20 protein-coding genes are annotated in these 25798 nt (G+C 73.3%); 12 read left to right on the top strand and 8 right to left on the bottom strand.

Going from position 1 to position 25798, the window contains the following annotated elements; all coding sequences use genetic code 11:
• Positions 1-85 precede the first annotated feature (85 nt).
• The 7 genes from FE251_RS00675 to FE251_RS15380 all read left to right on the top strand — a co-directional run bounded on the left by FE251_RS00675 (position 86) and on the right by FE251_RS15380 (position 13671).
• The gene (locus FE251_RS00675; RefSeq protein ID WP_139947404.1) at positions 86-1216 is read left to right on the top strand and encodes a Gfo/Idh/MocA family protein; all 1131 of its coding nucleotides are present in this window, start codon (positions 86-88) and stop codon (positions 1214-1216) included.
• Positions 1213-2724 (top strand): sugar ABC transporter ATP-binding protein, encoded by a 1512-nt coding sequence (locus FE251_RS00680; RefSeq protein ID WP_456237471.1) that lies wholly within the window; start codon positions 1213-1215, stop codon positions 2722-2724. Before FE251_RS00675 ends, FE251_RS00680 begins: the two co-directional genes overlap by 4 nt.
• Complete coding sequence (locus tag FE251_RS00685) at positions 2721-3809, top strand: ABC transporter permease (RefSeq protein WP_139072644.1); 1089 nt, start codon at positions 2721-2723, stop codon at positions 3807-3809. The genes FE251_RS00680 and FE251_RS00685 overlap by 4 nt, the downstream gene beginning before the upstream one ends.
• Entirely contained in the window at positions 3806-4843 is a 1038-nt protein-coding gene (locus FE251_RS00690) for an ABC transporter permease (protein WP_139947406.1), read from the top strand. The genes FE251_RS00685 and FE251_RS00690 overlap by 4 nt, the downstream gene beginning before the upstream one ends.
• Before the next feature lie 82 nt (positions 4844-4925).
• On the top strand, positions 4926-6167 hold the full coding sequence (locus FE251_RS00695) for a substrate-binding domain-containing protein (protein ID WP_139949217.1): 1242 nt from the start codon (positions 4926-4928) through the stop codon (positions 6165-6167).
• Positions 6168-6263: 96 nt separating this feature from the next.
• Positions 6264-7121 carry a sugar phosphate isomerase/epimerase family protein gene (locus tag FE251_RS00700; protein ID WP_139947407.1) on the top strand — a complete coding sequence of 286 codons (858 nt, stop codon included), beginning with the start codon at positions 6264-6266 and terminating at the stop codon, positions 7119-7121.
• 64 nt (positions 7122-7185) lie between these two features.
• Positions 7186-13671: a ThuA domain-containing protein gene (locus tag FE251_RS15380; RefSeq protein WP_168202603.1), complete on the top strand. Its 6486-nt coding sequence runs from the start codon at positions 7186-7188 to the stop codon at positions 13669-13671.
• A gap of 65 nt (positions 13672-13736) precedes the next feature.
• Here FE251_RS15380 and FE251_RS00735 read toward each other — a convergent pair whose 3' ends face one another.
• The 3 genes from FE251_RS00735 to FE251_RS00745 are packed head-to-tail and all read right to left on the bottom strand — an operon-like array spanning position 13737 to position 16068.
• Positions 13737-13967, bottom strand: a complete 231-nt coding sequence (locus FE251_RS00735) for a hypothetical protein (RefSeq protein ID WP_139947409.1) — start codon at positions 13965-13967, stop codon at positions 13737-13739.
• Positions 13964-15337, bottom strand: coding sequence for an FtsX-like permease family protein (locus FE251_RS00740; protein ID WP_230976486.1), 1374 nt, complete (start codon positions 15335-15337; stop codon positions 13964-13966). The genes FE251_RS00735 and FE251_RS00740 overlap by 4 nt, the downstream gene beginning before the upstream one ends.
• A complete protein-coding gene (locus tag FE251_RS00745) occupies positions 15334-16068 on the bottom strand; it encodes an ABC transporter ATP-binding protein (RefSeq protein ID WP_139072455.1) in 735 nt (244 codons plus the stop codon). The genes FE251_RS00740 and FE251_RS00745 overlap by 4 nt, the downstream gene beginning before the upstream one ends.
• 172 nt (positions 16069-16240) lie before the next feature.
• Between FE251_RS00745 and FE251_RS00750 the strand changes: the two genes are divergently transcribed.
• From FE251_RS00750 to FE251_RS00760, 3 genes are all read left to right on the top strand, one after another.
• Positions 16241-16513 carry a DUF7218 family protein gene (locus tag FE251_RS00750; protein ID WP_139947411.1) on the top strand — a complete coding sequence of 91 codons (273 nt, stop codon included), beginning with the start codon at positions 16241-16243 and terminating at the stop codon, positions 16511-16513.
• Between the two features lie 86 nt (positions 16514-16599).
• On the top strand, positions 16600-17055 hold the full coding sequence (locus FE251_RS00755; protein ID WP_218013659.1) for a MarR family winged helix-turn-helix transcriptional regulator: 456 nt from the start codon (positions 16600-16602) through the stop codon (positions 17053-17055).
• Complete coding sequence (locus FE251_RS00760) at positions 17055-18926, top strand: MDR family MFS transporter (RefSeq protein WP_139947413.1); 1872 nt, start codon at positions 17055-17057, stop codon at positions 18924-18926. The genes FE251_RS00755 and FE251_RS00760 overlap by 1 nt, the downstream gene beginning before the upstream one ends.
• Positions 18927-19343: 417 nt before the next feature.
• Here FE251_RS00760 and FE251_RS00765 read toward each other — a convergent pair whose 3' ends face one another.
• Positions 19344-20927 carry a DUF222 domain-containing protein gene (locus FE251_RS00765; RefSeq protein WP_139947414.1) on the bottom strand — a complete coding sequence of 528 codons (1584 nt, stop codon included), beginning with the start codon at positions 20925-20927 and terminating at the stop codon, positions 19344-19346.
• Between the two features lie 63 nt (positions 20928-20990).
• Positions 20991-21977, bottom strand: a complete 987-nt coding sequence (locus FE251_RS00770) for an alpha/beta hydrolase (RefSeq protein ID WP_139947416.1) — start codon at positions 21975-21977, stop codon at positions 20991-20993.
• A gap of 89 nt (positions 21978-22066) precedes the next feature.
• Between FE251_RS00770 and FE251_RS00775 the strand changes: the two genes are divergently transcribed.
• Positions 22067-22333 carry an acylphosphatase gene (locus FE251_RS00775; RefSeq protein WP_139072450.1) on the top strand — a complete coding sequence of 89 codons (267 nt, stop codon included), beginning with the start codon at positions 22067-22069 and terminating at the stop codon, positions 22331-22333.
• Positions 22334-22352: 19 nt separating this feature from the next.
• On the opposite strand, the gene FE251_RS00780 is transcribed toward FE251_RS00775, so the two are convergent.
• Together FE251_RS00780 and upp are read right to left on the bottom strand one after the other, a co-directional pair.
• Positions 22353-23444, bottom strand: a complete 1092-nt coding sequence (locus FE251_RS00780) for a CAP domain-containing protein (protein ID WP_139947418.1) — start codon at positions 23442-23444, stop codon at positions 22353-22355.
• Between the two features lie 320 nt (positions 23445-23764).
• The gene (upp, locus tag FE251_RS00785; protein WP_139072504.1) at positions 23765-24403 is read right to left on the bottom strand and encodes a uracil phosphoribosyltransferase; all 639 of its coding nucleotides are present in this window, start codon (positions 24401-24403) and stop codon (positions 23765-23767) included.
• A 46-nt stretch (positions 24404-24449) separates the two neighbouring features.
• Here upp and FE251_RS00790 point away from each other — a divergent pair, with 46 nt between their 5' ends.
• Positions 24450-24902 carry a nucleoside deaminase gene (locus FE251_RS00790; protein ID WP_139947420.1) on the top strand — a complete coding sequence of 151 codons (453 nt, stop codon included), beginning with the start codon at positions 24450-24452 and terminating at the stop codon, positions 24900-24902.
• A 3-nt stretch (positions 24903-24905) separates the two neighbouring features.
• Here FE251_RS00790 and FE251_RS00795 read toward each other — a convergent pair whose 3' ends face one another.
• On the bottom strand, positions 24906-25790 hold the full coding sequence (locus FE251_RS00795) for an NAD-dependent protein deacetylase (protein WP_269144720.1): 885 nt from the start codon (positions 25788-25790) through the stop codon (positions 24906-24908).
• Positions 25791-25798: the final 8 nt, after the last annotated feature.

Below are 25798 nucleotides of genomic sequence, written 5' to 3' on the forward strand. Positions count from 1 at the left end.
CCGCGAGCCGGGACACACATGTGCAAAAAGAGATATGCGGCTTTTGCTTGACGCGCGACGAAAGGCTCCAATACGTTCTCGAACCATGACAGTTGCGAACGTCACAGTTGACGGGGGGCGCACTGAGGGGTCCGCCACGTCCTACCGCGCCGGGATCATCGGCACAGGCTTCATGGGGGAGGTCCACGCCCGCGCGATCCGGGTGAACGGCGGCGAGGTCGCCGGGGTCGTCGCCAGCAGCGAGCGGCGGGCCGCCGTCGCGGCCCACACGCTGCTGGCGACCCGCGGGTACGCCGCCGTCGAGGAGCTGCTCGCCGACGACGCCATCGACGTCGTGCACATCTGCACGCCCAACTACCTGCACTACCCGCTGGCCATGGCCGCCATCGAGGCCGGCAAGCACGTCGTGTGCGAGAAGCCGCTCGCCACCAACCCGCAGGACGCCGTGCGGATGGCCGAGGCGGTCACCGCCCGGGGCCTGGTCGGCGCCGTCCCCTTCATCTACCGGTTCCACCCCATGGTCCGGGAGGCGCGCGAGATGGTGCGCTCCGGCGGCCTGGGCCGCGTCGTCCTCGCCCACGGCTCCTACCTGCAGGACTGGCTCAGCGGCGCCCAGGACGACAACTGGCGGGTCGACGCCCGCCTCGGCGGCGCCAGCCGCGCCTTCGGCGACATCGGCTCCCACTGGTGCGACCTCCTCGAGTTCGTCACCGCCGACCCGATCCGCGCCGTCAACGCCCGGAGCGCCACCGTCAACGCCGAGCGTGGGGGGCGCTCCGCCGTCGAGACCGAGGACGTCGTCGTCCTCCAGTTCGAGACCGAGGGGGGCGTGCTCGGCACCGCGACGGTCTCCCAGGTCTCCCCGGGCCGCAAGAACCGCCTCCTCCTCGAGGTGTCCGGCTCCGAGGCGAGCATCTCCTTCGACCAGGAGGACCCGGAGAAGCTCTGGGTCGGCGCCCGGCAGGGTTCGCGCCTCCTCGTGCGCGACCCCGACGTCCTGTCGGCCGCCGCCGCCCCGTACGCCGGCGTGCCCGCCGGGCACCCGCAGGGCTACCAGGAGTGCTTCGCGAACTTCGTCGCCGACACCGCCCGGGCCATCGGCGGGCAGACCCCGGACGGGCTGCCCACCTTCGCCGACGGCCTGCGCGCCTGCCGGATCGCCGACGCCGTCCTCCGCTCCGCCGAGACACAGGCCTGGACCGAGGTCGAGTCGTGACCACCGGGGGTCGGGGGGCCCCGCTCCTGCGCATGGAGGGCATCACCAAGTCCTTCTTCGGGGTCCAGGTCCTGTCCGGGATCGACCTCGAGGTCCGGGCCGGTGAGGTCCACGCCCTCGTCGGTGAGAACGGCGCCGGCAAGTCGACCCTCATGAAGATCCTCGCCGGGGTCCAGCCCGCCGACAGCGGCACCGTGACCCTGGACGGTGAGCAGGTGAGCTTCGGCCACCCGCTGGAGGCGCAGGCCGCCGGCGTCACCACCGTCTTCCAGGAGTTCAACCTCCTGCCCGAGCGCACCGTCGCGGAGAACGTCTTCCTCGGCCGGGAGCCGCGGCGCCGAGGCCTCGTCGACCGCGCCCGCATGGTCAAGGACACCGGTGCGCTCCTCCAGGACCTCGGGGTCGACACGATCTCCCCGCAGGTCAAGGTGCGCAGCCTGTCCGTCGCCGAGCAGCAGGTCGTCGAGATCGTCAAGGCGATGTCCTTCGACGCCCGCATCATCTCGATGGACGAGCCCACGGCGGCGCTCGCCGACCACGAGGTCGAGCTGCTCTACCGGCTCGTGCGCCGCCTGCGCGACCGCGGGGTCGCGGTCCTCTACGTCTCCCACCGGCTCAAGGAGATCTTCGACCTGTGCGACCGGATCACGGTCCTCAAGGACGGGAACCTCGTCGCCACCGTCGACGCCGCGGACATCACGCCCGACGAGCTCGTCCGCACGATGGTCGGGCGCTCGATCAGCTCGCTGTTCCCCGCGCCCCGCGAGGGCACCTCGCTCGGCGACGTCCGCCTCACCGTCCGCGGGGCGGGCAACCACATGGTCCGCGACATCGGCTTCGAGGTACGGGCGGGGGAGATCGTCGCGCTCGCCGGGCTCCAGGGCAGCGGGCGCACCGAGATCGCCCACGGCCTGTTCGGCGTCGACCGCTTCCGCACCGGCGAGATCGAGGTCGACGGCCGCCCCGTCTCCCCGCGCTCCCCGCGCCAGGCGGTCCGGGCCGGCCTCGCGCTCGTCACCGAGGACCGCAAGGCCGAGGGCCTGGCCCTCAACCAGTCCGTCGTCGCCAACGCCCGCCTCGTGCTCGACGCCGTCACCCCGCGACGGGCCGCGGAGCGCGCGCGCCGCATCCCCGGGATCCTGTCCTCCCTCGAGCTCACCGCCCGCAGCGGCGGCCACGAGGTCCGCTTCCTGTCCGGCGGCAACCAGCAGAAGGTCGTCCTGGCCAAGTGGCTGGTCACCGACCCCCGCGTCATCGTCATGGACGAGCCCACCCGCGGCATCGACGTCGGGGCCAAGCACGCCGTCTACGAGCTCATGCGCGACCTCGCCGCCGAGGGCGTGGCGATCGTCCTCATCTCCTCCGAGCTGCCCGAGGTCATCGGCATGGCCGACCGGATCATCGTGCTCCACGACGGCGAGATCAGCGGCGAGCTGCCCGGCGGCTGCGACGAGGAGGCCGTCATGGCCCTGGCCACCCGGCACGACACCGTGGAGGAGAGCGCATGACCGCCCGTCCCGAGGTCGGCACCGCGCCCACCGGCCGACCGCCCGCGCCCCGGCCGATGCCCAGCCGCGTCTCGGCGCTGCGTCACGTCCCGCTCATCTACGTCGCGCTGCTCATCCTGCTCGTCGTCGCCGCCGTGCTCATGGCGGCCCGCGGTGACAACCTCCTCAGCGGCGGGTCGATCGTCGACATCCTCACCCGCTCCAGCCTGCTCGGCTTCATCGCGATCGGGCAGACCCTCGTCATCCTGTGCCGCTCCCTCGACCTGTCGGTCGGGTACGTCGCGGCGCTGAGCAGCCTCGTCGCCGCCGTCGTCATGGACGGGGACCCCTCGCGGATCGTCCTCGGGGTGGCCGCCGCGCTCGGGGTCTCGGCCGCCGTCGGGCTGTTCAACGGCCTCGTGACGACGAGGCTCGGGGTCCACGCCTTCATCACGACCCTCGGCTCCGGCCTCATCATCAAGGGGTTCCTCGACACCCGCTACCCCGGCCCGTCCGGGTCGGTCCCCTCCGCCTTCCAGAGCTTCGGGTACACCCGCATCGGGGTGCTGCCGCTGTCGGCGGTCGTCATGCTCGTCATCGCGGCCGCCGGCGTCGTCCTGCTCCACCGCACCCGCCTGGGGCACTCGATGTTCGCCGTCGGCGGCAACATCGACGTCGCCCGGCTCTCCGGGATCCGCACCGACCGCACGCTCGTCGTCGCGCACGTCCTGTGCTCCCTCATGGCCGGGCTCGCCGGGCTGCTCCTCGCGGCGCGCTTCAGCACCGGCGTCGGCGCCCAGATCTACGGCGCCGGGTACGACCTCGACTCCATCGCCGCCGTCGTCCTGGGCGGCACGCTCCTGCTCGGCGGCCGCGGCGGGATCGGTGGCACGATCGCCGCCGTCCTCATCCTCGCGGTGCTCGACAGCCTCTTCAACGAGCTGCAGATCAACCCGTTCTTCCGCGACGTCCTGCGGGGAGTCATCATCATCGCCGCCGTCGCCCTGTACGCCCGCCGCCAGATCGACCCGAGGAAGGCCAGGGCGCGCTTCCGGGACGTCACCTCCCGGGCAGCCGGGGCAACGAGCCGAGGAGGCCGCTCATGACGACGACGCCGGACCAGGCGGCGCGTCCGTCCGTGCTCGACCGGCTGCGCCGCGCGGGCAGCGGCCCGGTGTTCGTCGTGCTCACCGTGCTCGTGCTCGCCATGGCCGTGCTCAACCCCGGCTTCTACGAGCCGCCGTCGCTCATGGCGTTCCTGCGCAACGCGGCCCCGCTCGTCGTCCTCGCCATCGGCCAGTACTTCGTCATCGTCTCGGGGGAGTTCGACCTGTCCGTCGGCAGCCTCGTCGGGGCGCAGGTCGTCATCGCCGCCCGCCTCATCAACGGCGAGGAGGACCGCACGTGGCCCGTCATCGCCCTCATGGTGGGCTTCGGGCTCCTCGTCGGCCTCGTCAACGGCCTGGTGACCACCCTCCTGCGGGTCCCCTCGTTCATCACCACCCTCGGCACGATGCTCGTGCTCTTCGGGGCGATCCGCCTGTGGACCGGCGGCTCGCCCACCGGCGCGCTGTCCGAGGGCTTCCGCCAGTGGGGCCGGACGGGCATCGACATGCCCGTCCTGCGCCAGCTGCCCTACGCGCTGCTCATCATGGTCGCCCTCGCCGTCGTCGGGATCCTCCTCATGCGGTCGTCCTACGGCCGGGTGCTCGTCGCGACCGGCGACAACGCCACCGCCGCGACGTACGCGGGCGGACGGGTGTGGCTCGTGCGCACCGGCGCGTTCGTCCTGTCGGCCCTGTTCGCCACCGTCGCCGGGATCCTCATCGGCGGCTTCGCCGGCGTCTCCGCCCAGGTCGGCCAGGGCCTGGAGTTCACCGCGATCACCGCGGTGGTCCTCGGCGGGGTGCTCCTCGGCGGTGGCCGCGGCTGGGTCGTCGGCGCGATGGCCGGCGCCCTCACCTACCAGCTGCTCGAGCGGCTGCTCGTCCAGCTCGACATGCCCTCGACGCTCAACCCGACGATCCAGGGCGTCATCATCATCGCCGCGGTGGCCTTCGCGGCGAACCAGTCGCGCACCCGGCGGGGCAGGACAGCACCCCAGACGCCTGCCGAGCCGCAGCCCGTGGGAGTCCGATGACCTGACCCGTGCAGATCTGCGTGCCAGTCCGCCGTCCCGACGACCCGACACCCACCACTCATCGCTACCAAGGAGGGTAATGATGCAGCGAACGCTACGCCTGACCGCGGGCCTCCTCGGCCTGGGCCTCGTCCTCACCGCCTGCACGACCGACGCACCGACCGAGTCCGCGGACCCCACGCCCGCGGCCACCGAGGCGACCGACGCCCCCACCGACGGCGCCGAGACCACCGGCGGCACCCCCGAGGGGGAGTTCTTCGTCCGCACCGACTACGAGCGCGAGCTCGCCCAGCGTGACATGACCCCGGAGGGCGACGACGCCACCCCGTGGCTGCAGATGATCGAGCCCGTCGAGATGGTCGACACCTCCGAGTTCGTCTCCGAGGGCCCCAACACCCTGTGCTTCTCCAACGCCTCGGTCTCCAACCCGTGGCGCGTGACCGGCTGGACGACCATGCAGCAGCAGGTCGAGGTCCTCCAGGCCGAGGGCGTCATCGGGGAGTTCCGCGTCGCGGACGCCGCCGACGACGACAACAAGCAGATCTCCGACATCCAGTCCTTCGTCTCCGACGGAGACTGCGACGCGATCGTCATCTCCCCCTCGACGACGGCCACCCTCACCCCGGCCGTCGAGGCGGCCTGCGCGAGCGGCGCGCCGGTCATCGTCTTCGACCGCGGCGTCAACACCGACTGCGCGGTGACCTTCATCCACCCGATCGGCGGCTACGCCTACGGCGCCTCGGGCGCGGAGTTCCTCGTGGACAACCTCGAGCCGGGCTCGAGCGTCCTCGCGCTGCGGATCCTGCCCGGCGTCGACGTCCTGGAGCACCGCTGGGGCGCGGCGAACGACATCTTCTCCCAGAGCGACCTCGAGGTCGTCGGGGTGGAGTTCACCGAGGGCGACGCCGCCCGCATCAAGGACGTCGTCACCCAGTACCTCCAGCGCGGGGACGTCGACGGCATCTGGATGGACGCCGGTGACGGCGCCGTCGCCGCCGTCGAGGCCTTCGAGGACATGGGCGCGGACTACCCGGTGTTCGTCGGGGAGGACGAGCTCAGCTTCATGCGCAAGTGGCAGGAGACCGACATGAACGCCATCGGCCTGAGCTACTCCAACTTCCAGTGGCGCACGCCCGTGCTCGCCGCCCAGATGATCTGGGCCGGCGAGGAGGTCCCGGCCGAGTGGGTCCTGCCCCAGCAGCCGGTCACCGAGGACGACCTCGAGGAGTACCTCGAGCGCAACGCCGAGATGCCCTCGCTGCACTACGCCAAGTTCGGCGGCGAGGACCTCCCGGGCTACCCGGAGGCGTGGCAGGGCCGGTAGGCCACCGCACCCCGCTGCGGGACGCCCCGGGGGGTGGCGTCCCGCAGCGGTCCTGCCGGGCACCGGTGCCCGGCCCGACGACGAAGTGGATGGACGATGACGTCTCGCCCGATCGGCGTGAACACGTGGGTGTGGACCTCGCCGCTGACCGACGAGTCCCTGCGGCGCCTGGCCCCCAGGGTCCGGGACTGGGGCTTCGACCTCATCGAGCTGCCCGTCGAGCACCTCGGCGACTGGGACCCGCAGGCCGCCGCGCGGCTGCTCGCCGACCTCGGCCTGGGCGCCACCGTCACCCTCGTCATGGGGGAGGGCAGCGAGCTCGTCGCCACCGACGCCGAGACCGTGCGCGCCACGCAGGACTACCTGCGGGGCGTCGTCGACGCCGCGCACGCCGTGGGCTCCCCGGTCATCGCCGGGCCGGCCTACGCCTCGGTCGGGCGCACGTGGCGGATGGGTGAGGAGGAGCGGCGCCGCTGCTACGCCGAGCTCGCCGAGAACCTCGCGCCCGTCGCCGAGCACGGGCGCCAGGCCGGGGTGCGGATCGCCGTCGAGCCGCTCAACCGGTACGAGACGTCGCTGCTCAACACCGTGGACCAGGCACTGGAGGCGCTCGCCGCGCTGCCCGACGTCGGGCTCCTCCTCGACGTCTACCACCTCAACATCGAGGAGCGGGACGTGCCCGCCGCGATCCGGCGCGCCGGATCGCGCATCGCCCACGTCCAGGTGTGCGCCAACGACCGCGGCGCCCCCGGCGCCGACCACCTGCCCTGGCCGCAGATCCTCGCGGCCCTCGACGACGCCGGGTACACCGGCCCGCTGTGCATCGAGTCCTTCACCGGGGAGAACGAGACCATCGCGACGGCCGCCTCCATCTGGAGGCCGCTCGCCGTCACCCAGGACGCCATCGCCGTCGATGGCCTGGCCCACCTGAAGGGACTGATGCCGCGGAGCTGACGGGGGGACCGCCCGGCGACGGGCGGCTGGACGCACACAGTCTCGACCAGGAGGAACCACACTCATGAGCACTGCACGCCCCGGCTGGGGACGGGCGGTGGCCTCGGTGTCTGCCGGCGCGCTAGGTCTGACCTTGCTCGCCGCGCTACCCGCCGCCGCCGACACCGTCCCGGCCCTGGACATCATCGACACGCGGGAGGGCGAACGGGCAGACGTCCTCGTCTTCACCGCCACCGCGGCCTGGCGCCACGGTGACACCATCGAGCAGGGCACCCCGCTGCTGCTCGACGCCTTCGCCGCCGAGGGCATCGGCTCGGTCTGGACCGAGGACCCGGAGATCTTCACCGACGAGGGGCTCGCGCAGTTCGACGCCCTCGTCATGTTCCAGACCTCCGGCGACCCGTGGACCGAGGACCAGAAGGCGGCCCTGGAGGCCTACCAGCAGGCGGGCAACGGCATCGTCGCCATCCACAACGCCACCGACATGCGCGGCGACTACGCGTGGTGGGACGAGCTCGTCGGCTCCCTCATGCCCGGCCACGCCGCCACCGGCACCGACCCGGGCCTGCCCGGCACCGTGCGCGTGGAGGACCGCGCCCACCCCTCGACCGAGCACCTGCCCCAGCGCTGGGAGCGCGCGGACGAGTGGTACAACTTCTCCAACAACGTCCGCGGCACCGCCCACGTCCTGGCGACGATGGACGAGACGACGTACGCGCCGGGTGGCAACGCCATGGGCTACGACCACCCGATCTCCTGGTGCAAGCTCTACGACGGCGGACGCGCCTGGGCCACCGGCATGGGCCACTTCCCCTCCCACTTCCAGGAGCCCGAGCTCGTCGGGCACATCCTCGGCGGCGTCGAGTGGGCAGCGGGCCTGGCCGAGGGTGACTGCGGCGGCACCGACTGGAGCATGTACGAGCGCGTCGCGCTCGACCAGAACACCTCCGCCCCCTTCGGGATGGACATCGCCGAGGACGGCCGGGTCTTCTTCACCGAGCTCGTCCGCGGCCAGGTGCGGGTCTACGACCCCGCCTCCCACACGACGACGACGGCGCTGGAGCTCGACGTCTACTCCGGCGGTGAGGACGGGCTGCTCGGCATCGCGCTGGCCAACGACTTCGCCGACAGCGGTCACCTCTACCTGTACTACTCCCCGGCAAGCGAGGACGACACCGACCCGGCGAACTTCGTCAACGTCCTGTCCCGCTTCACCATGGACCACTCGACCGGGCTCATCGAGCCGGACACCGAGCGCGTGCTGCTCGAGGTGCCGGCGCGGCGCCTGCCCGACGAGCCGGGCCACACCGGCGGCGTCGTCGAGATCGACGCGGAGGGCAACCTCTTCCTCGGCGTCGGCGACGACGTCAACCCGCACTCCGAGCCGTCGGGCGGCTACGCCCCGATCTCCGAGCGCGACGGGCAGTTCCACGACGCCCGCGCGACGTCGGCCAACACCAACGACCTGCGCGGCAAGATCCTGCGGATCACGCCGCTGGAGGACATCGCCCCGGACGCCGAGCCGGGCGCAGGCAGCACGTACACGATCCCGGAGGGGAACATGTTCCCCGTCGGCACCGAGAAGACGCTGCCCGAGATCTACGCGATGGGCTTCCGCAACCCCTTCCAGTTCGCCATCGACCCGGTGACCGGCAACCTGTCGCTCGCCGACTACTCCCCGGACAACGGCAACGACAACCCCACGAACCGCGGCCCGGCGGGCATCGCCGAGTGGATGATCGTCGAGGAGCCAGGCTTCTACGGCTGGCCGCTGTGCATGGGTGACAACGAGCCGTTCCGCGACGTCGACTACCGCACCAACCCGGTGACGGTCGGGGAGTTCTTCGACTGCGACGCACCGGTCAACGACTCGATCCACAACACCGGTCTCACCGAGCTGCCCCCGGCCGTCGCGCCGGACATGTGGTACGGCTACCAGCGTGCCTCCCACCCCGAGATCGTCACCCAGGGGGGCGGCCTGGCCCCGATGGGTGGCCCGTTCTACCGGTTCGACCCCGAGCTGGAGTCCGACACCAAGTTCCCCGAGTACTTCGACGGGCAGCCGTTCTTCTTCGAGTGGGCCCGCAACACGATGTACTCGATGCTCCTCACCGAGGACGGCAGCGGGCTGGAGAAGGTCAACGCCTTCCTGCCCTCCGAGCCGTTCATGGCGCCCATCGAGGCGAAGTTCGGCCCCGACGGGTCGATGTACGTCCTGGACTGGGGCGGCGGCTTCGGCCGGCACAACCCCGACTCCGGCCTGCACCGGATCGACTACGTCACCGGCTCCCGCTCCCCGTCCGCGGTGGCCACGGCCACGCCGGACAGCGGCCAGGCGCCGCTCGAGGTGACCTTCGACGGCTCGGGGAGCACCGACCCCGAGGGTGAGGACCTCACCTACGCGTGGGACTTCGACGGGGACGGGGAGACCGACTCCACCGAGGTCAGCCCGACGACGACCTACACCGAGAACGGCGTGTACGACGCCCGCCTCACCGTCACCGACCCGCACGGCAAGGTCGGCACGACGACCGTCCCGGTCACCGTCGGCAACACCCGCCCCGACATCCGCTTCACCATGCCGCCGACCGGCGCGTTCTTCGACTTCGGCGACACGATCACGTGGGACATCGAGGCGAGCGACGCAGAGGAGGAGATCGCCGACGCGGACATCATCGTCCAGCCGGCCCTCGGCCACGACGGCCACGCCCACCCGGCCGAGCCGTTCACCGGGCGCACCGGCTCGGTGACGACGAGCCTGGGCGGCGGGCACAGCGACGACATGAACGTCTTCTACGTGCTCGACGCGCGGTACCAGGACTCCGGCGGCGACGGCGTCCCGAGCCTCGTCGGCCAGGACACCTCGCTGCTCTTCCCCAAGGCTCGCGAGGCCGAGTTCCACACGGACTCCGAGGGCACCACCACCGCCCCGTCGCGCGACGTCGAGGGCCACGGCACCTCGATCAGCGGCCAGGGCGGGGCGTGGGCCTCCTACGACCCGGTCAACCTCGTCGGGGTCGACCGCCTGCTCCTGCGGGTCGCCTCCGCGACCGGCGGGGACGTCGAGCTGCGGCGCGACGCCCCGGACGGGGAGCTGCTCGCCACCGCGAGCGTCCCGTCGACCGGCGGGCTCGCGCGCTACACCGACGTCCCGGTGGAGCTCGCCGACCCGGGCGAGTCCTTCACCCTGTACGTCGTCTTCCCCGGTGACGGGGAGATCCGGCTCAACTTCATCGAGGCGGACGGCAAGGGCGTCTCCCCGACGACCAAGCCGCGCGTCACCATCACCGCCCCGGTCGCCGACGAGTCGCTCGAGCCGGGAACCGTCACCGTCACCGCGGACGCCGAGGACGCCGAGAACGAGATCACCCAGGTCGAGTTCTTCGTCGACGGGCAGTCCATCGGGGTCGACACCGAGGCGCCCTACGGCGTCACGTGGGACATCACCGAGGAGTCGGTCTTCCAGCTCACCGCCGTCGCGACCAACGACAACGGCGTCTCGACGACGTCGCGCATCGTGCCCGTGACCGTCGGTGAGCCGTTCGGCGACTTCAGCCAGTTCACCAACGCCCGCGGCCAGTTCGACCGCGGTGAGGACGGCTCGTTCGTCATCACCTCCGGCGGGGCGAACATGTGGAACGCCGCCGACGAGTACAGCTCGCTGTACCTGCCGGCCGGCGCGGACGAGAACTGGTCGGCGACCGTGAAGATCGTCAGCCAGGGCAACTCGCACGGCAGCGCCAAGGCCGGGCTCATCGTCCGCAACGACATCACCGCGCCCGGGCAGTCCCCCGGCTACGCGGCGCTCGGCATCCGCCCCAGCGGCGGGTTCGAGTGGCTGCGCTCGGCCAACGGCAACGGCCAGCTCAACGCCTCGACCGGGTCCGGCTCCACCGCCTACCCCGCGTGGGTGCGCATCGTGCGCGACGGGGCGGAGTACACCGCGTTCCACAGCACCGACGGCGTGACGTTCACGCAGATCGGCGAGCCGGTCACCCTGCCCGGCGCCGCGTCGGTGCAGGACCTCGGGCTGTTCGTCACCGCGCACCACGCCACTGCGACGAGCGAGGTCGTCTTCAGCGACTTCGTCTTCGACGACGACCCGACCTCGCCCGGACCTGACCCGGAGCCGGGCCCCGGCCCGGTGTGCCCGGTGAGCATGAGCGACGAGTTCGACGGCGAGCTGGACCCGCGGCGCTGGCCGACGGTCCGGTCCGCCGAGGGCGCGCCGGTCACCGTCGCCGACGGTGCCCTGCACCTGCCGGTGACGGGCAGCGACATCGACGGCGCCAACGCCGGTGACATCAGCTTCGTCGGCCGGCCGGTGCCGGCCGGGGAGTGGCAGGTCGACACGACGGTCACCCTCGAGCACGAGCGTCACTGGCAGTACGCCGGTCTCATGCTCCACACGACCGACGACGACTACACCAAGCTGACGTTCACCAAGCACCAGGACGGCAGCCGGTTCCTCGAGTACTGGACCGAGGCAGGCGGGTCGCGCACCGAGCACGCCCCGAACCTCACGCTCCCGGCCGACGCGCCGGCCACCGTGCACCTGCGGCTGACCAGCGACGGGCAGGACGTGATCGCGGCGTACTCGCTCGACGGGGAGTCCTTCACCGCGCTCGACGGCGCGGCGACGCTCGACCCCGGGGCGAGCATCGGCGTGGTCGCGGCCGGTGACACGGGCACGCCCGACGCCGTCGCCGTCGTCGACCACGTCCGGTTCACCCCGGACCGGGAGGACGACGGGCAGCGCGAGCCGGACGACGAGTTCGACGGCGACGCGCTGGACGGGTGCCGCTGGGACGCCACGGTGCGGTACGTGGAGGAGAACCTCTCCGTCTCCGACGGGGAGCTCCACATCACCACCGCGCCGGGCGACATCGACAACGCCAACCCCCTCTCGCCGGAGAACTTCGTCCTGCAGACGGCGCCGGAGGGTGACTGGACCGTGGAGACGCGGTTCCACGCGCCCCTCGCGCACCGCTGGCAGTACGCCGGCCTGCTCGCCTACGGGAGCGACGACGAGTACGTCAAGCTCGACGTCGTCGCGCGCAACGAGCCGGGGCAGCCGCTCTCGCTGGGCGCCGAGCTCGTCTCCGAGGTCGGCGGGTCCTTCGGGGCCGGCGGCAACTCGGCGATCGACCTCGCGGGGAACCCCGAGGGCGAGTACTGGCACCTGCGGCTGAGCCGCACCGGTGACAGCTACGAGGGCTGGGTGAGCGAGGACGGGGAGACCTGGACCTCCCTCGGCAGCCCGGTGACGCACGCGGGTGACCTCTCGGCCGTCGGCCTCGTCGCCGTCGGCCCGCAGCAGACCGAGCCGGTGACGGTGAGCTTCGACTGGTTCCGGGTGACCGGCGGCGACGTCGAGCCGCCCGTGGACGAGGAGGCGCCCACCGTCGAGGGCAACGTCCTGGGCACCTCCCGCGGGGAGTTCCACCCCACGGACCGCACCGACCTGGACATCGCCGGCACCGCGACGCTGGTGAAGTCCTCGGGCCGCACCGACGTGTCGGTCCGGGTCACCGGGCTGCCGGGGGGCGCGGAGTACCCCGCGCACCTGCACGACGGTGCGTGCCACGACCACGGCGGGCACTACATGCACGACCCGGACGGCCCGATGGCCCCGCCCAACGAGATCTGGGCGACCTCGGGCAGCGACCCGCGCGGCGGGCTGGTGCCCAACCAGCAGGGCGTGGCGATCGGTTCCGGTGGGGCGACGTGGGTGGCCCGGCAGCAGCCGCTGTCGATCATGATCCACGAGCCCGAGCTGCCCGGCCTGCCCATCGCGTGCGCCGACTTCTCGGCCTACGAGGCACCGGCTCGCCTGGTCCTCGCGGCCGACGACGGCGAGGGGTCGGGCGTCGAGACGCTCGAGTACTCCCTCGACGGCGGGGAGTGGGTCGCCTACGCGGGCGCCGTCGAGGTGTCCGCGCCGGGCGAGCACACCGTGGCCTTCCGGGCCACGGACGCGGCCGGCAACACGAGCGAGCAGGGTGAGCTCACCTTCACCGTCGCCGGTGAGGAGCCGGCCGAGGTCACGCCCGCGCCGGTGACGTTCACCGACGAGGACGGGACCGCGGACGACACGTACACGATCCCGGCGGTCGAGGGCGTGGAGTACGTCGTCGACGGTCAGGTCGTCGCGGCGGGCACCTACCCGGGCAGCGGGACGGTCACCGTCACCGCCCGCGCCGCCGAGGGCTACGAGCTCGCCGAGGGCGCGGTCACCGAGTGGAGCCACGCCTTCGCCACGGGCGGCGGGACACCCGCGGACCCGACCGAGGCGCTGGCACAGCTCTCCGGGGCGCTCGACCGGCACGTCGCCTCCGGCGCCGTCGCCGGGCCGATCGCCCGCCAGCTGGCCCACACGCTCGAGCTGGCCGAGCGCCACCTCGAGGCGGGGCGCGAGCAGCAGGCGCGGGGTGCGCTGGACCGGTTCGTCCGGCACCTCGAGCACCCGACGCGGCCCGACACGCTCCACACCGAGGCGCGTGAGGACCTGCACGCGCGGGTGGAGGTGATCCTCGGCCTCCTCGGCTGACGCAGAGACGCCGGTGGCCGGGCTCCGCGGAGCCCGGCCACCGGCATGCTTCGGTGCTGCCGGGGTCAGCCGGGCAACGGCTCGCCGGCGACCCGCGGCAGCGCCCACGCGAAGAGGTCCTCCCACACCGCCCCCAGCCCGAGGGCGAGGCCGACCGCGACGAGCCCGGTGCCGAGGAGGAAGAGGAGGAGCCAGGTGAGCGCGCGGCCCCTGCCGGGCGTCTGCGGCTCGTCGGCGACCGGGCTCCCGGGACGTGGGGCCGCCGCCCAGGCGCCCCGGTCGATCGCGGCGGTCACGACCGTCCCTCCGCGAGCACGCCGCGCAGCACGGTCCGTGAGGTCGTGACCCCGAGCCGGACGAGGAGCACGCCGGCGACGATGCAGCCCGCCGTGACGAGCACGCTCACCGGCGCGGTGACGACGGCGATCCCGACGAGCGGCAGCACGAGCGTCGCGGACAGCGCCACGGAGATCCCGGTGATGACGACGAGCGGGGTCATGATCGTGCGTCGCTGCGCCGCGACCATCGTCGCCTCGGGCACGCCGAGCTTGTCGAGGCTGCGGTAGAGCTCGCCCCGGTCGAGGACCTCGGCCGCCTGTGTGACGCCGGCCGAGGCGGCGACCATGAGGAAGCTCGCGACGACGGTGATGAGGATGCCGGTCTGCACGTCCACGAGGAGGAGCTGGTCCTTGTGGCTGGGCATGTCGTCCGCCATCGCCATGGTGGCGACGCCGCTGCCGGCGACGACGGCGACGAAGCACGCCATGACGACGCCGCTCACCTGTCGCCACACCGCCTTGGGGGACTGGGCCATGCTCCGTGCGGCGAGCAGCCGTTCCGGGCGGTCGGCTCGACGCACCTGACGCCGTGCGATGACCGAGACCACCCACGGGCCGAGGAGGTTGAGCACACCGAGCGCCGCCGCGAACCCGCCGAGGACGACGGCCACGAGGACCGCGAGGTCGGCGTACTCGCCCTGCATCGCCAGGATGACGGTGAGGATGACGACGGCGCTGACGACGGCACGGGCCCACCCGATCCGCGGGACGTCCTGCCGACGCCGGACCCCGAGCGGGGAGATGCTCACCTGCCGCAGCCCGACGACCGCGCTCACCGCGGCCAGCAGCACGACCGCGGCGACAGCGGCGGCGACGACCCAGGGCGCGAGCCAGAACGCCCCGCCGATCGGCTCGCCCCGGAAGTGGACGAGCTGGACGAAGGGCGCGACGAGGACGTAGCCGACGACGCCGACGACGGCACCCACGAGCGCCACCGCGGCGGACTCGAGCACGGTCATCCGCGCGACGGTGGCCGTCGTGGCGCCGAGCAGCCGCAGCGTGGCGAGCCGGTCGTCCCGGCGACGTGCCGAGAGCCGCGCTGCCGCGCCCCCGAGCGAGGCGAGCGGGACGACGAGGAGGACGACGGCCAGCGCCGCGAGCAGCTGGTAGGTCACCGCGAGGTCGTCGTCCCACCGGAGGAAGGACATGGCGCCGGCGAGGACGACGAGGAGCAGCGTCGTCGTCGTCGCGAAGGCCACGACCGGCAGGACGAGCACTGCCGAGGTGCGGCTGTCGCGGCGGGCGAAGAGCCGGGCGGCCCGGAGGACGACCGGGCCGCGGTCCCCGGCGGGCGGCGGGGGAGGGGCGGGGGTCGCGGGCGTGCTCACGCCTGCTCCAGGGAGTCGGCGACGACCCGGCCGTCGCGCAGCCGCACGACGCGCTGGCACTGGGCGGCGACCGCGTCGTCGTGGGTGACGACGACGACGGTGCGGCCCCCGCCGACCGTCGCCTGCAGGAGGGCGTGCATGACCTCCCGGGAGGTGGCGTGGTCGAGGGCGCCGGTGGGCTCGTCGGCGAAGACGACCTCGGCCCCCGTCACCTGGGCGCGCGCGATCGCGACCCGCTGGGCCTGCCCGCCGGAGAGCTGACCGATGCGACGGTCCTCCATGCCGGCCAGGCCGAGGTGCTGCAGCCACAGCCCGGCGTGGTGCTCGGCCGCGGGCCGGGGCACCCCGCGGAGCATGAGCGCGAGGGCGACGTTCTCCACCGCGGTGAGCTCGGGGATGAGCAGGCCCTCCTGGAAGACGAAGCCGAGGCGCTCGCGGCGCAGGCGCGAGCGCTGGGAGTCGGGCAGGGCGCTCACCTCCACGCTGCCCTGACTCGTGGTGAGGACGACGCTGCCGCTGCTCGGCCGGACGATCCCGGCGAGGCAGTGGAGCAGGGTGGTCTTCCCGGAGCCGGAGGCGCCCATGACGGCCACCGACTGCCCGGCGAGCAGGTCGAGGTCGACGCCGGCGAGAGCGTGGGTCATCCCGTAGGTCTTGGTGAGGCCGCGGGCACGCAGCACGGGCACCGCGGCTCGGGTCGGAGGGGGCGAGGCGAAGGCGTGTGCGGTCATACGGCCAGCCTGGGGCGGGGGAGGTCCTCGCCGCGTCGGGTAGCAGGCTGACCGCAGGACGGCGGCATCCACTCCCGGGTGGAGGCTGCGGGTCCACCCGCGGGTGGACACAGCGGATGCGATCGCCCGTGCCCCGGCCGATCCTGTTTGTCCCGAGGAGAAGGAGGCGACCATGCCCGCGAAGCAGGACCCCGGCCCGAGCGTCAAGGACGAGGAGCTCTACGAGGCGCTGCGGGAGGAGGGGAACTCCAAGGAGAAGTCGGCGCGGATCGCCAACGCCGCCGCGAACCGCTCGCGCGGGGAGGTGGGCGCGAAGGGTGGCAGGTCCGGGTCCTACGAGGACTGGACCGTCGAGGAGCTCCGCCGGCGTGCCCGCGAGCTCGACATCGAGGGCCGGTCGAGCATGACGAAGGACGAGCTCGTCACGGCGCTGCGCGACCACTGACCGGGCCCGGCGCCCCGGTCCGGAGACGGAGGTCACCCCGTCCGCAGATAGATGCATGCAGCATGTAACAGTTAGAATCGGGCATCGTGACCTCTGCTCCGACCGACGCTCTCGAGGGCCTCATCGACGCCCTCGCCGACGTCGCCCGCCGCCACCGCAACCTCACCCTGCGGGTCTACCGGGAGTCCGGTCTGCCGGCCGCCCAGGTGACCGTGCTCGCCGTCGCCGCACGACTCGGGGAGTCGCGGATGAGCGACCTCGCCGAGGAGCTGCTCGTCGACCCGTCGGTGATCAGCCGGCACGTGAGCCAGCTCGAGCAGAGCGGCAACGTCGAGCGGAGGCCCGACCCGGCCGACGGGCGTGCCACCCTCATCCGCCTGACGCAGCGCGGTGAGGAGACGCTCGCCGAGGTGCGGCGGCTGCGCCGTCGTCATCTGCAGGAGGCGCTCGCCGGGTGGGACGAGGACGAGGTCGCCGACCTCAACGCGACGCTCGGGACGGTCTCCCGGTTCCTCGACGCGGCACAGGAGGTGGGCCGCTGATGGCGCGTCCGTCCCGCCGCGGGAGGCTCGGCGGCAGCCGCCGGGGCCCGGCCGAGGAGACCAAGCACCGCGAGGTCATGAAGGTCCTGACCGGCCTGCTCCTCGCGCTGTTCGTCGCCATGCTCTCGGGCACGATCGTCGGCAACGCGCTGCCGGTGATCATCGCCGACCTCGGTGGCTCCCAGCTGCAGTACACGTGGATCGTCACCGCGGCCCTGCTCGCCTCGACGGCGAGCACCCCGATCTTCGGCAAGCTCGCCGACCTCTTCGACAAGAAGAAGCTCCTCCTCATGGCGATCGGGCTGTTCAGCGTGGGCTCGCTGCTCGCCGGGATGGCGCAGGACCCGAACATGCTCATCGCGTTCCGGGTGGTCCAGGGCGTGGGGATGGGCGCGCAGATGGCGCTCGTCCAGGTGACGATCGCCTCGATCATCTCCCCGCGGGAGCGCGGCCGGTACAACGGCTACATGGGCGCGGTCATGGCCGTGGCGACCGTGTCCGGGCCGCTCATCGGTGGGGTCATCGTCGACACCCCGTGGCTCGGCTGGCGCTGGACGTACTGGAGCGCCATCCCGTTCTCGCTCATCGCGATCTGGGTGCTGCACCGGCGCCTGGTCGTGCCGCCGAGCACCCGGCGCAAGCCGAAGGTCGACTACGCCGGCTCGGCGCTCATCGTCCTGTCGGTCACCCTCCTGCTGCTGTGGCTCTCCTTCGCCGGCACGTACTTCGAGTGGGTGTCGTGGACGAGCGCGGCGATGATCGGCGGAGCGGTGCTCGGTACGGTCGTGTTCGTCCTCGTCGAGCGGCGTGCGGCGGAGCCGGTCGTGCCGATGTGGATCCTCACCGAGCGGACGACGGCGCTGAGCATCGTCGCGAGCTTCTCGGTCGGCGTCATCATGTTCGCCGCGCCGGTGTTCCTCGGCCAGTACTTCCAGATCGGGCGCGGTTACGGCCCTGCCGCGGCCGGGCTGCTCATGGTGCCGATGATGCTCGGCGTGTTCCTCTCCTCGACGATCGCCGGGCGGCTGGTGAGCCGGAGGGGGACGTGGAAGCGCTACGTCATCGCGGGGCTCTCGGTGCAGGCGCTGGGTGTGGGCCTCATGGCGACGGTCGGGGCGTCCACGCCGCTGTGGCTCGTCGGTGCCTACCTCGCGCTCATGGGCATCGGTCAGGGTGCCTCGATGCAGAACCTCGTGCTCGCGGTCCAGAACACGGTGCCCCTCAAGGACATGGGGGCCGCGAGCTCGGCCGTCGCGTTCTTCCGGTCGCTCGGTGGTGCGATCGGCGTCCAGGTGCTCGGTGCGATCCTCACCGCGCACATCGGCTCGCTGCTCGTCAGCCGCCTCACCGCCGCCGGCTACGAGTCCGGTGCCGCGAGCGGGACCGGGGACCTCGACATCGGCGCGCTGCCCGCGCCACTCCAGGAGATCGTGCGCAGTGGCTACGGCGACGGCATGGGTCTCATCTTCCTCATCATGGCGGTCTGCTCGGTCGTGGCGCTGGTGGCCGCGGGCCTCATGCGCGGGTCGACGCTGCGCGACACCGTCGACCTCGAGGTCAAGCGCGCCGTGGAGAGCGCGAGCATCCCGGCCGGGCCCGCCACGGTGAACGTCGCCGACGAGGCCGTCACCCCGGTCGGCCCCGCTGTCGACGAGCCGAACGACGACGCCGCCGTCCAGGAGCGCGGGGAGTCCGGTGCCGGCGCTGGTCCGCGAGCCACCGACGCGCCGCGCGACGACTCCCGTGCCCACGTGCGACCCCGCGTCACCGACCGGGGGATCTGCCGTCCGGTCCGGCAGACCGCACCGTCGGTCGGCGCCGGGTGCGAGGCGAGGGAGACCGAGGAGCCGCGCACCGGCACGTCGCGCTGACCGAACCTCGCGACCTGCGTTCATACCCGCACCCGTGCGCCGCACACCCATGCGCCCCGCACCCGCGGGCCGCACACCGCCCGCACCCGGCGCCCCGTCCCTGACGGAGCGCCGGGTCGAGGGGTCAGAAGGGCGGGTCCGGCCCCCACAGCGTGGGCGCGGTGGCGTAGCTCGAGGGGTGACTCGGCTCGGGCGCGCCCCGGCCGGCGGTGGCGGTGCGCCTGGACTTCTCGGTCGGGCCCGGTGGTGGCGGTCTGGCCAGTACGTCCCCCGTGTGTTGCGTCGTGCCGGCGGTTCTCGCCGGGCGCTGTGCCGTGCCGGCGGCTCTCGCCGTGCGCTGCGTCGTGCCAGCGGCTCTCGCCGGGCGCTGTGCCGTGTCGGCGGTTCTCGGAGGGCGTCCTGTCTTGTCGGCGACTCTCACCGGGAGCTGCGCCGATCCGGCGCCTCCAGGGAGCTGCGCCGTGCCGGCGACTCCAGGACGCCGCGCCGATCCGGCGACCGACGGCGGTGACCCGGAGCTGACCAGTGGTGGTGAGGCTCCGCGACCAGAGGTCCTCTCGGCGGCGCCGGGATCCCGCCCTCCCCGGGTGCGGACGCAGCTGTCCCCTCTCCCGCCGGCCGGTTCAGCTCCGCCGGGTCGAGGATCACCCTCACGCACGGCCGCGACGGCCTGCCGGGCGGCTTCGGGGTCCGGGGCGAGCACACCTCCGTCGCCGCGCCGGGTGGTGCCGATGTGCGCTCCGGAGCGGTGGTGGAAGTCGAAGCCGTCGGCCAGCGGGGTGATGACGGCGTCCGTCTCGTGCACGCGGTGGTGGTGGTAGGAGCACAGCGTGATGCCGTCGACGAGGGTGGTGGTGCCCCCGCGGGACCACCACGTGAGGTGGTGGACCTCGCACCACGACGCCCGCTGGTGCAGGCCGGCCACTGGCAGTGCCGGTCGCGGGTGAGCACCGCGCGACGCAGCTCTTTCGTGTGGTGGCGCTGGGTGCGTCCGACGTCCAGCGGCACCCCGGCGGCGCTCATGACCGCGCGGGTGGTCTCGCAGTCGCACATGAGTCGCTCGAGCTCCCCGACGGGCACGGGCGTGCCGTCCTCCAGCTGCCCGGCAGGGACGTCCGGCCAGGGCGTGGTCGGCCCGGTGGGGTGGGTGGCCCGACGACGTCGGCGGATGCCGACCCACGTCTGCTCCGAGACGAGCAGCGCGAGATGAGGTCGCACCTGCGCTCCCGCGCGGTCGGCGCCGACCTGGAGCACCCGGCCCGCCATCGTCGTGAGGGCGTCGGCCATGCGCTGCTCGCGGGTGCGCTCCTCGGCCGCCGCCGGCCGCCCGGCCACGGCCTCGAGCGCGATGCGCAGCTCCTCACCGGCGACCGGGTCGAGGAAGAACTCCCCGGCGACCCCGCCGGCCTGCCTGCGGAGGGTGAGCGTGCGGCGCCGCCGCACGGACTCGAACTCGGCCTGGGCGGCCGCGGCGTCGACGGTGGCCGCCCACGCCTTCGCCGCCCGGCCCAGGTCGGGCGCGGAGAGTCGCTCGCGTGCCGCGCGCTCGAGCAGGCCGTCCAGCCCGCCCTCCGTGAGCGCCCCGCGGACCGCCGGCGACGCGCCACGCTGAAGACGGGTGAGCGTCCTCGCGTGCTCCAGCGTGAGGTCCCCGCTCTCGACGGCTCCGGCGACGGCGGGCATCGCCTCGAGCCCTTCGGCCAGCTGCAGGTCCCCGACCGCGGCGCCGCGGCCGATCCCCGTGGACCGCGAACGGTAGTCGGCGAAGTGGCGGTCGGTCACCGTGCCCCAGCGACCGTCCTGCCGGTGTGCGAGCAACACCTGGCCCCGGTAGACGGTGAGGTCACGGATCGCGGCGTCGAGCTCGGCGACGACCGCCTCGCGTTCCTCGCCCGTCCAGCCTCCGGCGCCCTCACCCGGAGCGCCGGCGCGCAGGGCGGCGACGCTCACGCCCACCTGGTCGGCCAGGGGGCGTGGGCCGAGCGGGGTCGTCGTGACCACCGGTGCTCACCTCCCTGGTTCGAACGCGTGTTCCAACCATAGGAGGTGCCACTGACATCGGGATCAGGGCCGAGCAGGACCCCTCGAAAGCCGCGCCGTCGCCCACTCGATGGCCGCCCGCTCGTACTCCTCACGCGCCGGTGCGTCGGTCAGGGCGAGGTCGTGGATCCCGCCCTCGACCTGCACGACCGTGACATCGGGCCCGACGAGCGGCGCGCGGGCCACCATGTGCCGCACGTCCAGGACGCAGTCCGTCCCGCGCAGCTCCTCCGGGGTCGGGTCGCTGGGGGAGCCGGAGCGCGTCGAGCAGCACAGCAGCACGGGCACGTCGACCGCGAGTCCCCGCGCGAGCCGCGCCTGCTCCCGGCGCACGCTCGCGAACGTCCCGGCACGCATCGGGAACCCGGCGAACGCCTTCCACGCGAGGTCGTAATCCCACGCTCCGCCGGTCGAGGCGTGCAGGTGGCGCCCGTAGTGCTCGCGCAGGTGCCCGACGACGACGCTCGGCAGCCACCGGGCGAGCAGCCGCACGAGCAGGGTGAGGACGACGCGCTCGACCCAGGGACCGTTGTGGTCGAACCACGGGCTGTTGAGCACGATCGCGTCCACCTCGCCCGGGTGCCGGTCGGCCCAGCCGACGGCGACGAGCCCACCGGTCGAGTGCCCGAGCAGCACGACCTGGTCGTGGCCGTCGGCCCGGATCGCGCGCAGGGCGGCGTCGATCTCCTCGTCGTGGTGGCGCAGGTCCCGCACGTCCCCGGACCGCGTCCGCTCGCCGACGGCGCGACCGTTCGTGCGCAGGTCGAGGGCGTAGAAGTCGAACCCGGCCGCGACCCAACGCTCGGCGTGGGCGGCCTGGAAGAAGTAGTCGGTGAACCCGTGGAGGTAGAGCACGGCACGGCGGTTGACCGGCTCCCGCTGGTGGACGAGCACCGCCTCGGCGTGCCCGTCGTAGTCCGCGGAGGGCCGCAGCGTCATACGGCGCTGGACCCACGGCTCCCCGAGGACGTCGGGGACGGGGGCAGCGAGGTGGACGGCGTCGTCGGGCATGGGCACATCCTGGCAAGCGGACCGGCCGGACACGGCCGGGACACGAGCGCAAGGAGGTGGCAGGCTCGCCCGTGACGGAAGGAGCAGGGATGCGGCGCTGCCACGTGACGGTGACCGGGCGGGTGCAGGGCGTGGGGATGCGCTGGTCGTGCGCGACCGAGGCCCAGCGCGCGGGCGTCGCCGGCTGGGTGCGCAACCTGCCCGACGGTCGGGTCGAGGCGGTCCTCGAAGGGGAGGACGACGCCGTCGACCGGGTGCTGCGCTGGCTGCGCACCGGCCCGCCCGCGGCGCGCGTGGACGACGTCTCCGTGCGCGTCACGGAGCCCGAGGGGGAGCAGGGCTTCCGCGTGCGCTGAGCCTCAACAGCGCCGCGCGTCAGTACCGCTGCGCGAGCACCGCCACCGCGTAGGGCGTGCCCGACTCGCTCCACACGAACCCGTAGCCCACGTGGGTGTACCGCGGGTCGAGCATCGCCTGGTTGTGGGTCGCGGAGTCGACCCACCAGGCGTGCATCCAGCGCAGCAGCGAGCCGAAGTTCATCTGCGCGCCGCCGGTGTTGCGGATGATGAGCTCGCTGCACCCGCCCCACGTGCCGCCGAAGCAGCCGACCTGGCTGCGGTAGTACGGGTTGTGCTGGACGGCGTCGATCGTGCGCAGCCGGTTCGCCCAGTTCTGGGCGACGTTCTGCAGGTGGCCGTCGTACTGCAGCGGCGGCAGGCCGTGGTTGGCGCGGTGGGCGTTGACGAGCCCGAGCAGGGTGCTGCGAGCAGTCGCGGCGTCCCCTGCCGGCTGCGGCTCGGGCGTCGGCTCGGGCGTCGGCGTCGGCGTCGGCGTGGGCGACGGCGTCGGGCTCGGAGACGGGGTGGGCGACGGCGACGGCGAGGGCTCGGGGGCCGGAGCCGGCGTGGTGGGCGCAGGTATCGGCGTGGTCTCCGGCTCGGGGGAGGTGCTCGGCGCCGGCTCGGGCTCCGGGGCCTGCGAGGGCTGCGGCGCCGGCTCGCTCGGCACGGGCTCGGGCTCGGGCTCCGGTTCCGGCGAAGGCTCCGGCTCCGGCGAGGGGACGACGGCGGGGAGCTGCTCCGGCTCGGGGTCCGGCGCCGGGACCGGCTCGGTCGTCTCCTCCACCTGCGGGACCGTCGCCTCGGCGTCGTCGGGTACGAGGACGGGCGTCTCGCCCTCCGGCGTGGTGACCGGTGCGGGCTCCGCGACGAGCGGGGCCGGCTCCACCTTCTCGATCGGCGGCTCGGGCGCGACGAGCGGCGCCACCGGGGCCTTGGTCGTCTCCTGCGCGGCCACGTAGTCGGCCAGGTCGATCATGACCTCGGCGCGCTCGGGCGGGGCGGTGACGGTCAGCGGGGTGGTGAGGTGGGCGGGCATGCCGCTGGCCTCGAGGGGCAGGAGCAGCCAGCCGGGGAGCGTCGGGGCAGCGGTCACCGTGCTCGCGAGGACCGTCGCCCCGAGCGTCACGGCGGTGGCTACCGTGCCCAGACGTGCGAGGACGCGACGTGAGCGGCGCCCTGCCGCCCGGTGTCGATGTGTCACGAGGATCCTCCAGCGCCAGTAGGCGCGCACCCTCCACCACCGGGGCCCGGCGGCGGGAGGGTGGAGGGCCGACGGACCGGTTGGTTGGCGTCAGCGTAGCCACAGCAGTGGACTTCTGTCACATTCGTAACATCAGTAACAGGAGCAGCTGCGCGGGAACGACAGTGCGCCCGCTCCCGCGACCGTGCGCCCGGCAGAGCGGGCGCGCAGTCGCAGGAACGGGCGCAGAGTGGGAAGCGGCAGGCTCAGTCGACGACGCCGTAGAGGCGGTCGCCGGCGTCGCCGAGGCCCGGCACGATGTAGGCGTTCTCGTCGAGGCGCTCGTCGACGGCGGCGGTGACGATCTTGACCTCACCGCGCTTGCCGACGGTCTGCTCCACGGTGCGCAGGCCCTCCGGCGCGACGAGCAGGCAGATCGCCGTGACGTCGCGCGCCCCGCGCTCGAGGAGGTACTCGATGGCGGCCACGAGGGTGTTGCCGGTCGCGAGCATCGGGTCGAGGACGAAGACCTGGCGGCCGCTGATGTCGTCCGGCAGCCGGTTCGCGTAGGTGATCGCCTCGAGGGTGTGGTGGTCGCGCTGCAGCCCGAGGAAGCCCACCTCGGCCGTCGGCAGCAGGCGGGTCATGCCCTCGAGCATGCCCAGGCCGGCGCGCAGGATCGGCACGACGAGCGGCCGCGGGGAGGCGAGGTGGGTCCCGGTCGCGGCGGCGACGGGCGTCGTGATCTCCACCTGCGTGGTGCGCACCTCGCGGGTGGCCTCGTAGGCGAGAAGGGTGACGAGCTCGTCGACGAGCAGCCGGAAGGTCGGCGACTCCGTCCTCTCGTCCCGCAGGACGGTGAGCTTGTGGGCGATGAGCGGATGGTCGGCGACGTGCAGGCGCATGGGTAGAACGTACCGGGTGAGGGTGGCCGCGGGCAGGATAGAGGTCATGGCAGTGTGGAACGTGGCGATGGACACCGCCCTGGAGCTCGCGGAACACGCGGCGCGCGACGGTGACGTCCCCGTCGGTGCCGTCGTGCTCGACCCCGCCGGTCGCGTGCTCGCGACGGCGCACAACCGCTGCGAGGTCGACAACGACCCGACGGCGCACGCCGAGATGCTCGCCATCCGCGCCGCGGCCGCGGCGGTGGGCTCGGGCCGCCTCGAGGGGTGCACGCTCGTCGTCACCCTCGAGCCGTGCACGATGTGCGCCGGCGCGATCGTGCTCGCGCGTCTGGAGCGGGTGGTGCTCGGCGCGTGGGACCCGAAGGCCGGGGCGTGCGGGTCGGTGCGCGACGTCGTGCGCGACTCGCGGCTCAACCACCGTGCCGAGGTCGTCGGCGGGGTGGAGGAGGAGCGCTCCGCGCGGCTGCTGCGTGACTTCTTCGCCGCGCGCCGGTGAGCCTCAGAGCACCTCGGTGAGGTGGGTGAGCGCGCGGGTCGTGCTCATCTCGACCTTGAGCGTGGCCAGTGCGTCCCCGCGGGTGGGCCCGCGGTTGATGATGACCACCGGCTTGCCCTCCTTCGCGGCCTGGCGCACGAACCGCAGCCCCGACATCACCGCGAGCGAGGACCCGACGACGAGCAGCGCCTCGGCCTCCGCGACGATCGCCCGCGCCGCCTCGACGCGGGCGCGCGGCGTCGTGCCGCCGAAGAAGACGACGTCGGGCGTGAGGACGCCGCCGCAGCGCGCGCACGGGGCGATGCGGAAGTCTGCGGTGCTCTCGAGGGCGGCGTCGGCGTCGGGGGCCAGCTCGACGTCGTCGATGTGGCGCTCGCGCCAGCCCGGGTTGAGCGCGGTGAGGACGGCGTCGTAGGTCTCGCGCGAGATCACCGTCCCGCACTGGAGGCACACGACCCGGTCGTAGCGGCCGTGGAGGTGGATGACGTTGTGCGACCCGGCCCGCAGGTGGAGCAGGTCGACGTTCTGGGTGACGACGCCGTTGACGACGCCGGTGTGCTCGAGTCGGGCGAGCGCCCGGTGCCCGGCGTTGGGCAGGGCGGCGCGCAGGAAGCGCCAGCCGAGGTGGTTGCGCGCCCAGTAGTGGCGCCGCTGGGCGTCGGAGGCGAGGAACTCCTGGTGCGTCATCGGACGGCGCGGCGGGGAGCCCGGGCTGCGGTAGTCCGGCACCCCCGAGTCGGTCGAGATGCCGGCGCCGGTGAGGGCCGCCGTCGTCGTCGCGGCGGAGAGGATCTCGACGACGGGTGCGAGCGTCGCCGGGACGTCCGCGGGCTCGGGCGTGGCCGTCTCGGCGCCCGGCGCGACGATGATCGGACGGCGGTGCTGCACCCCTCGAG

The organism is Georgenia wutianyii, from assembly GCF_006349365.1.
Lineage (GTDB): Bacteria > Actinomycetota > Actinomycetes > Actinomycetales > Actinomycetaceae > Oceanitalea > Oceanitalea wutianyii.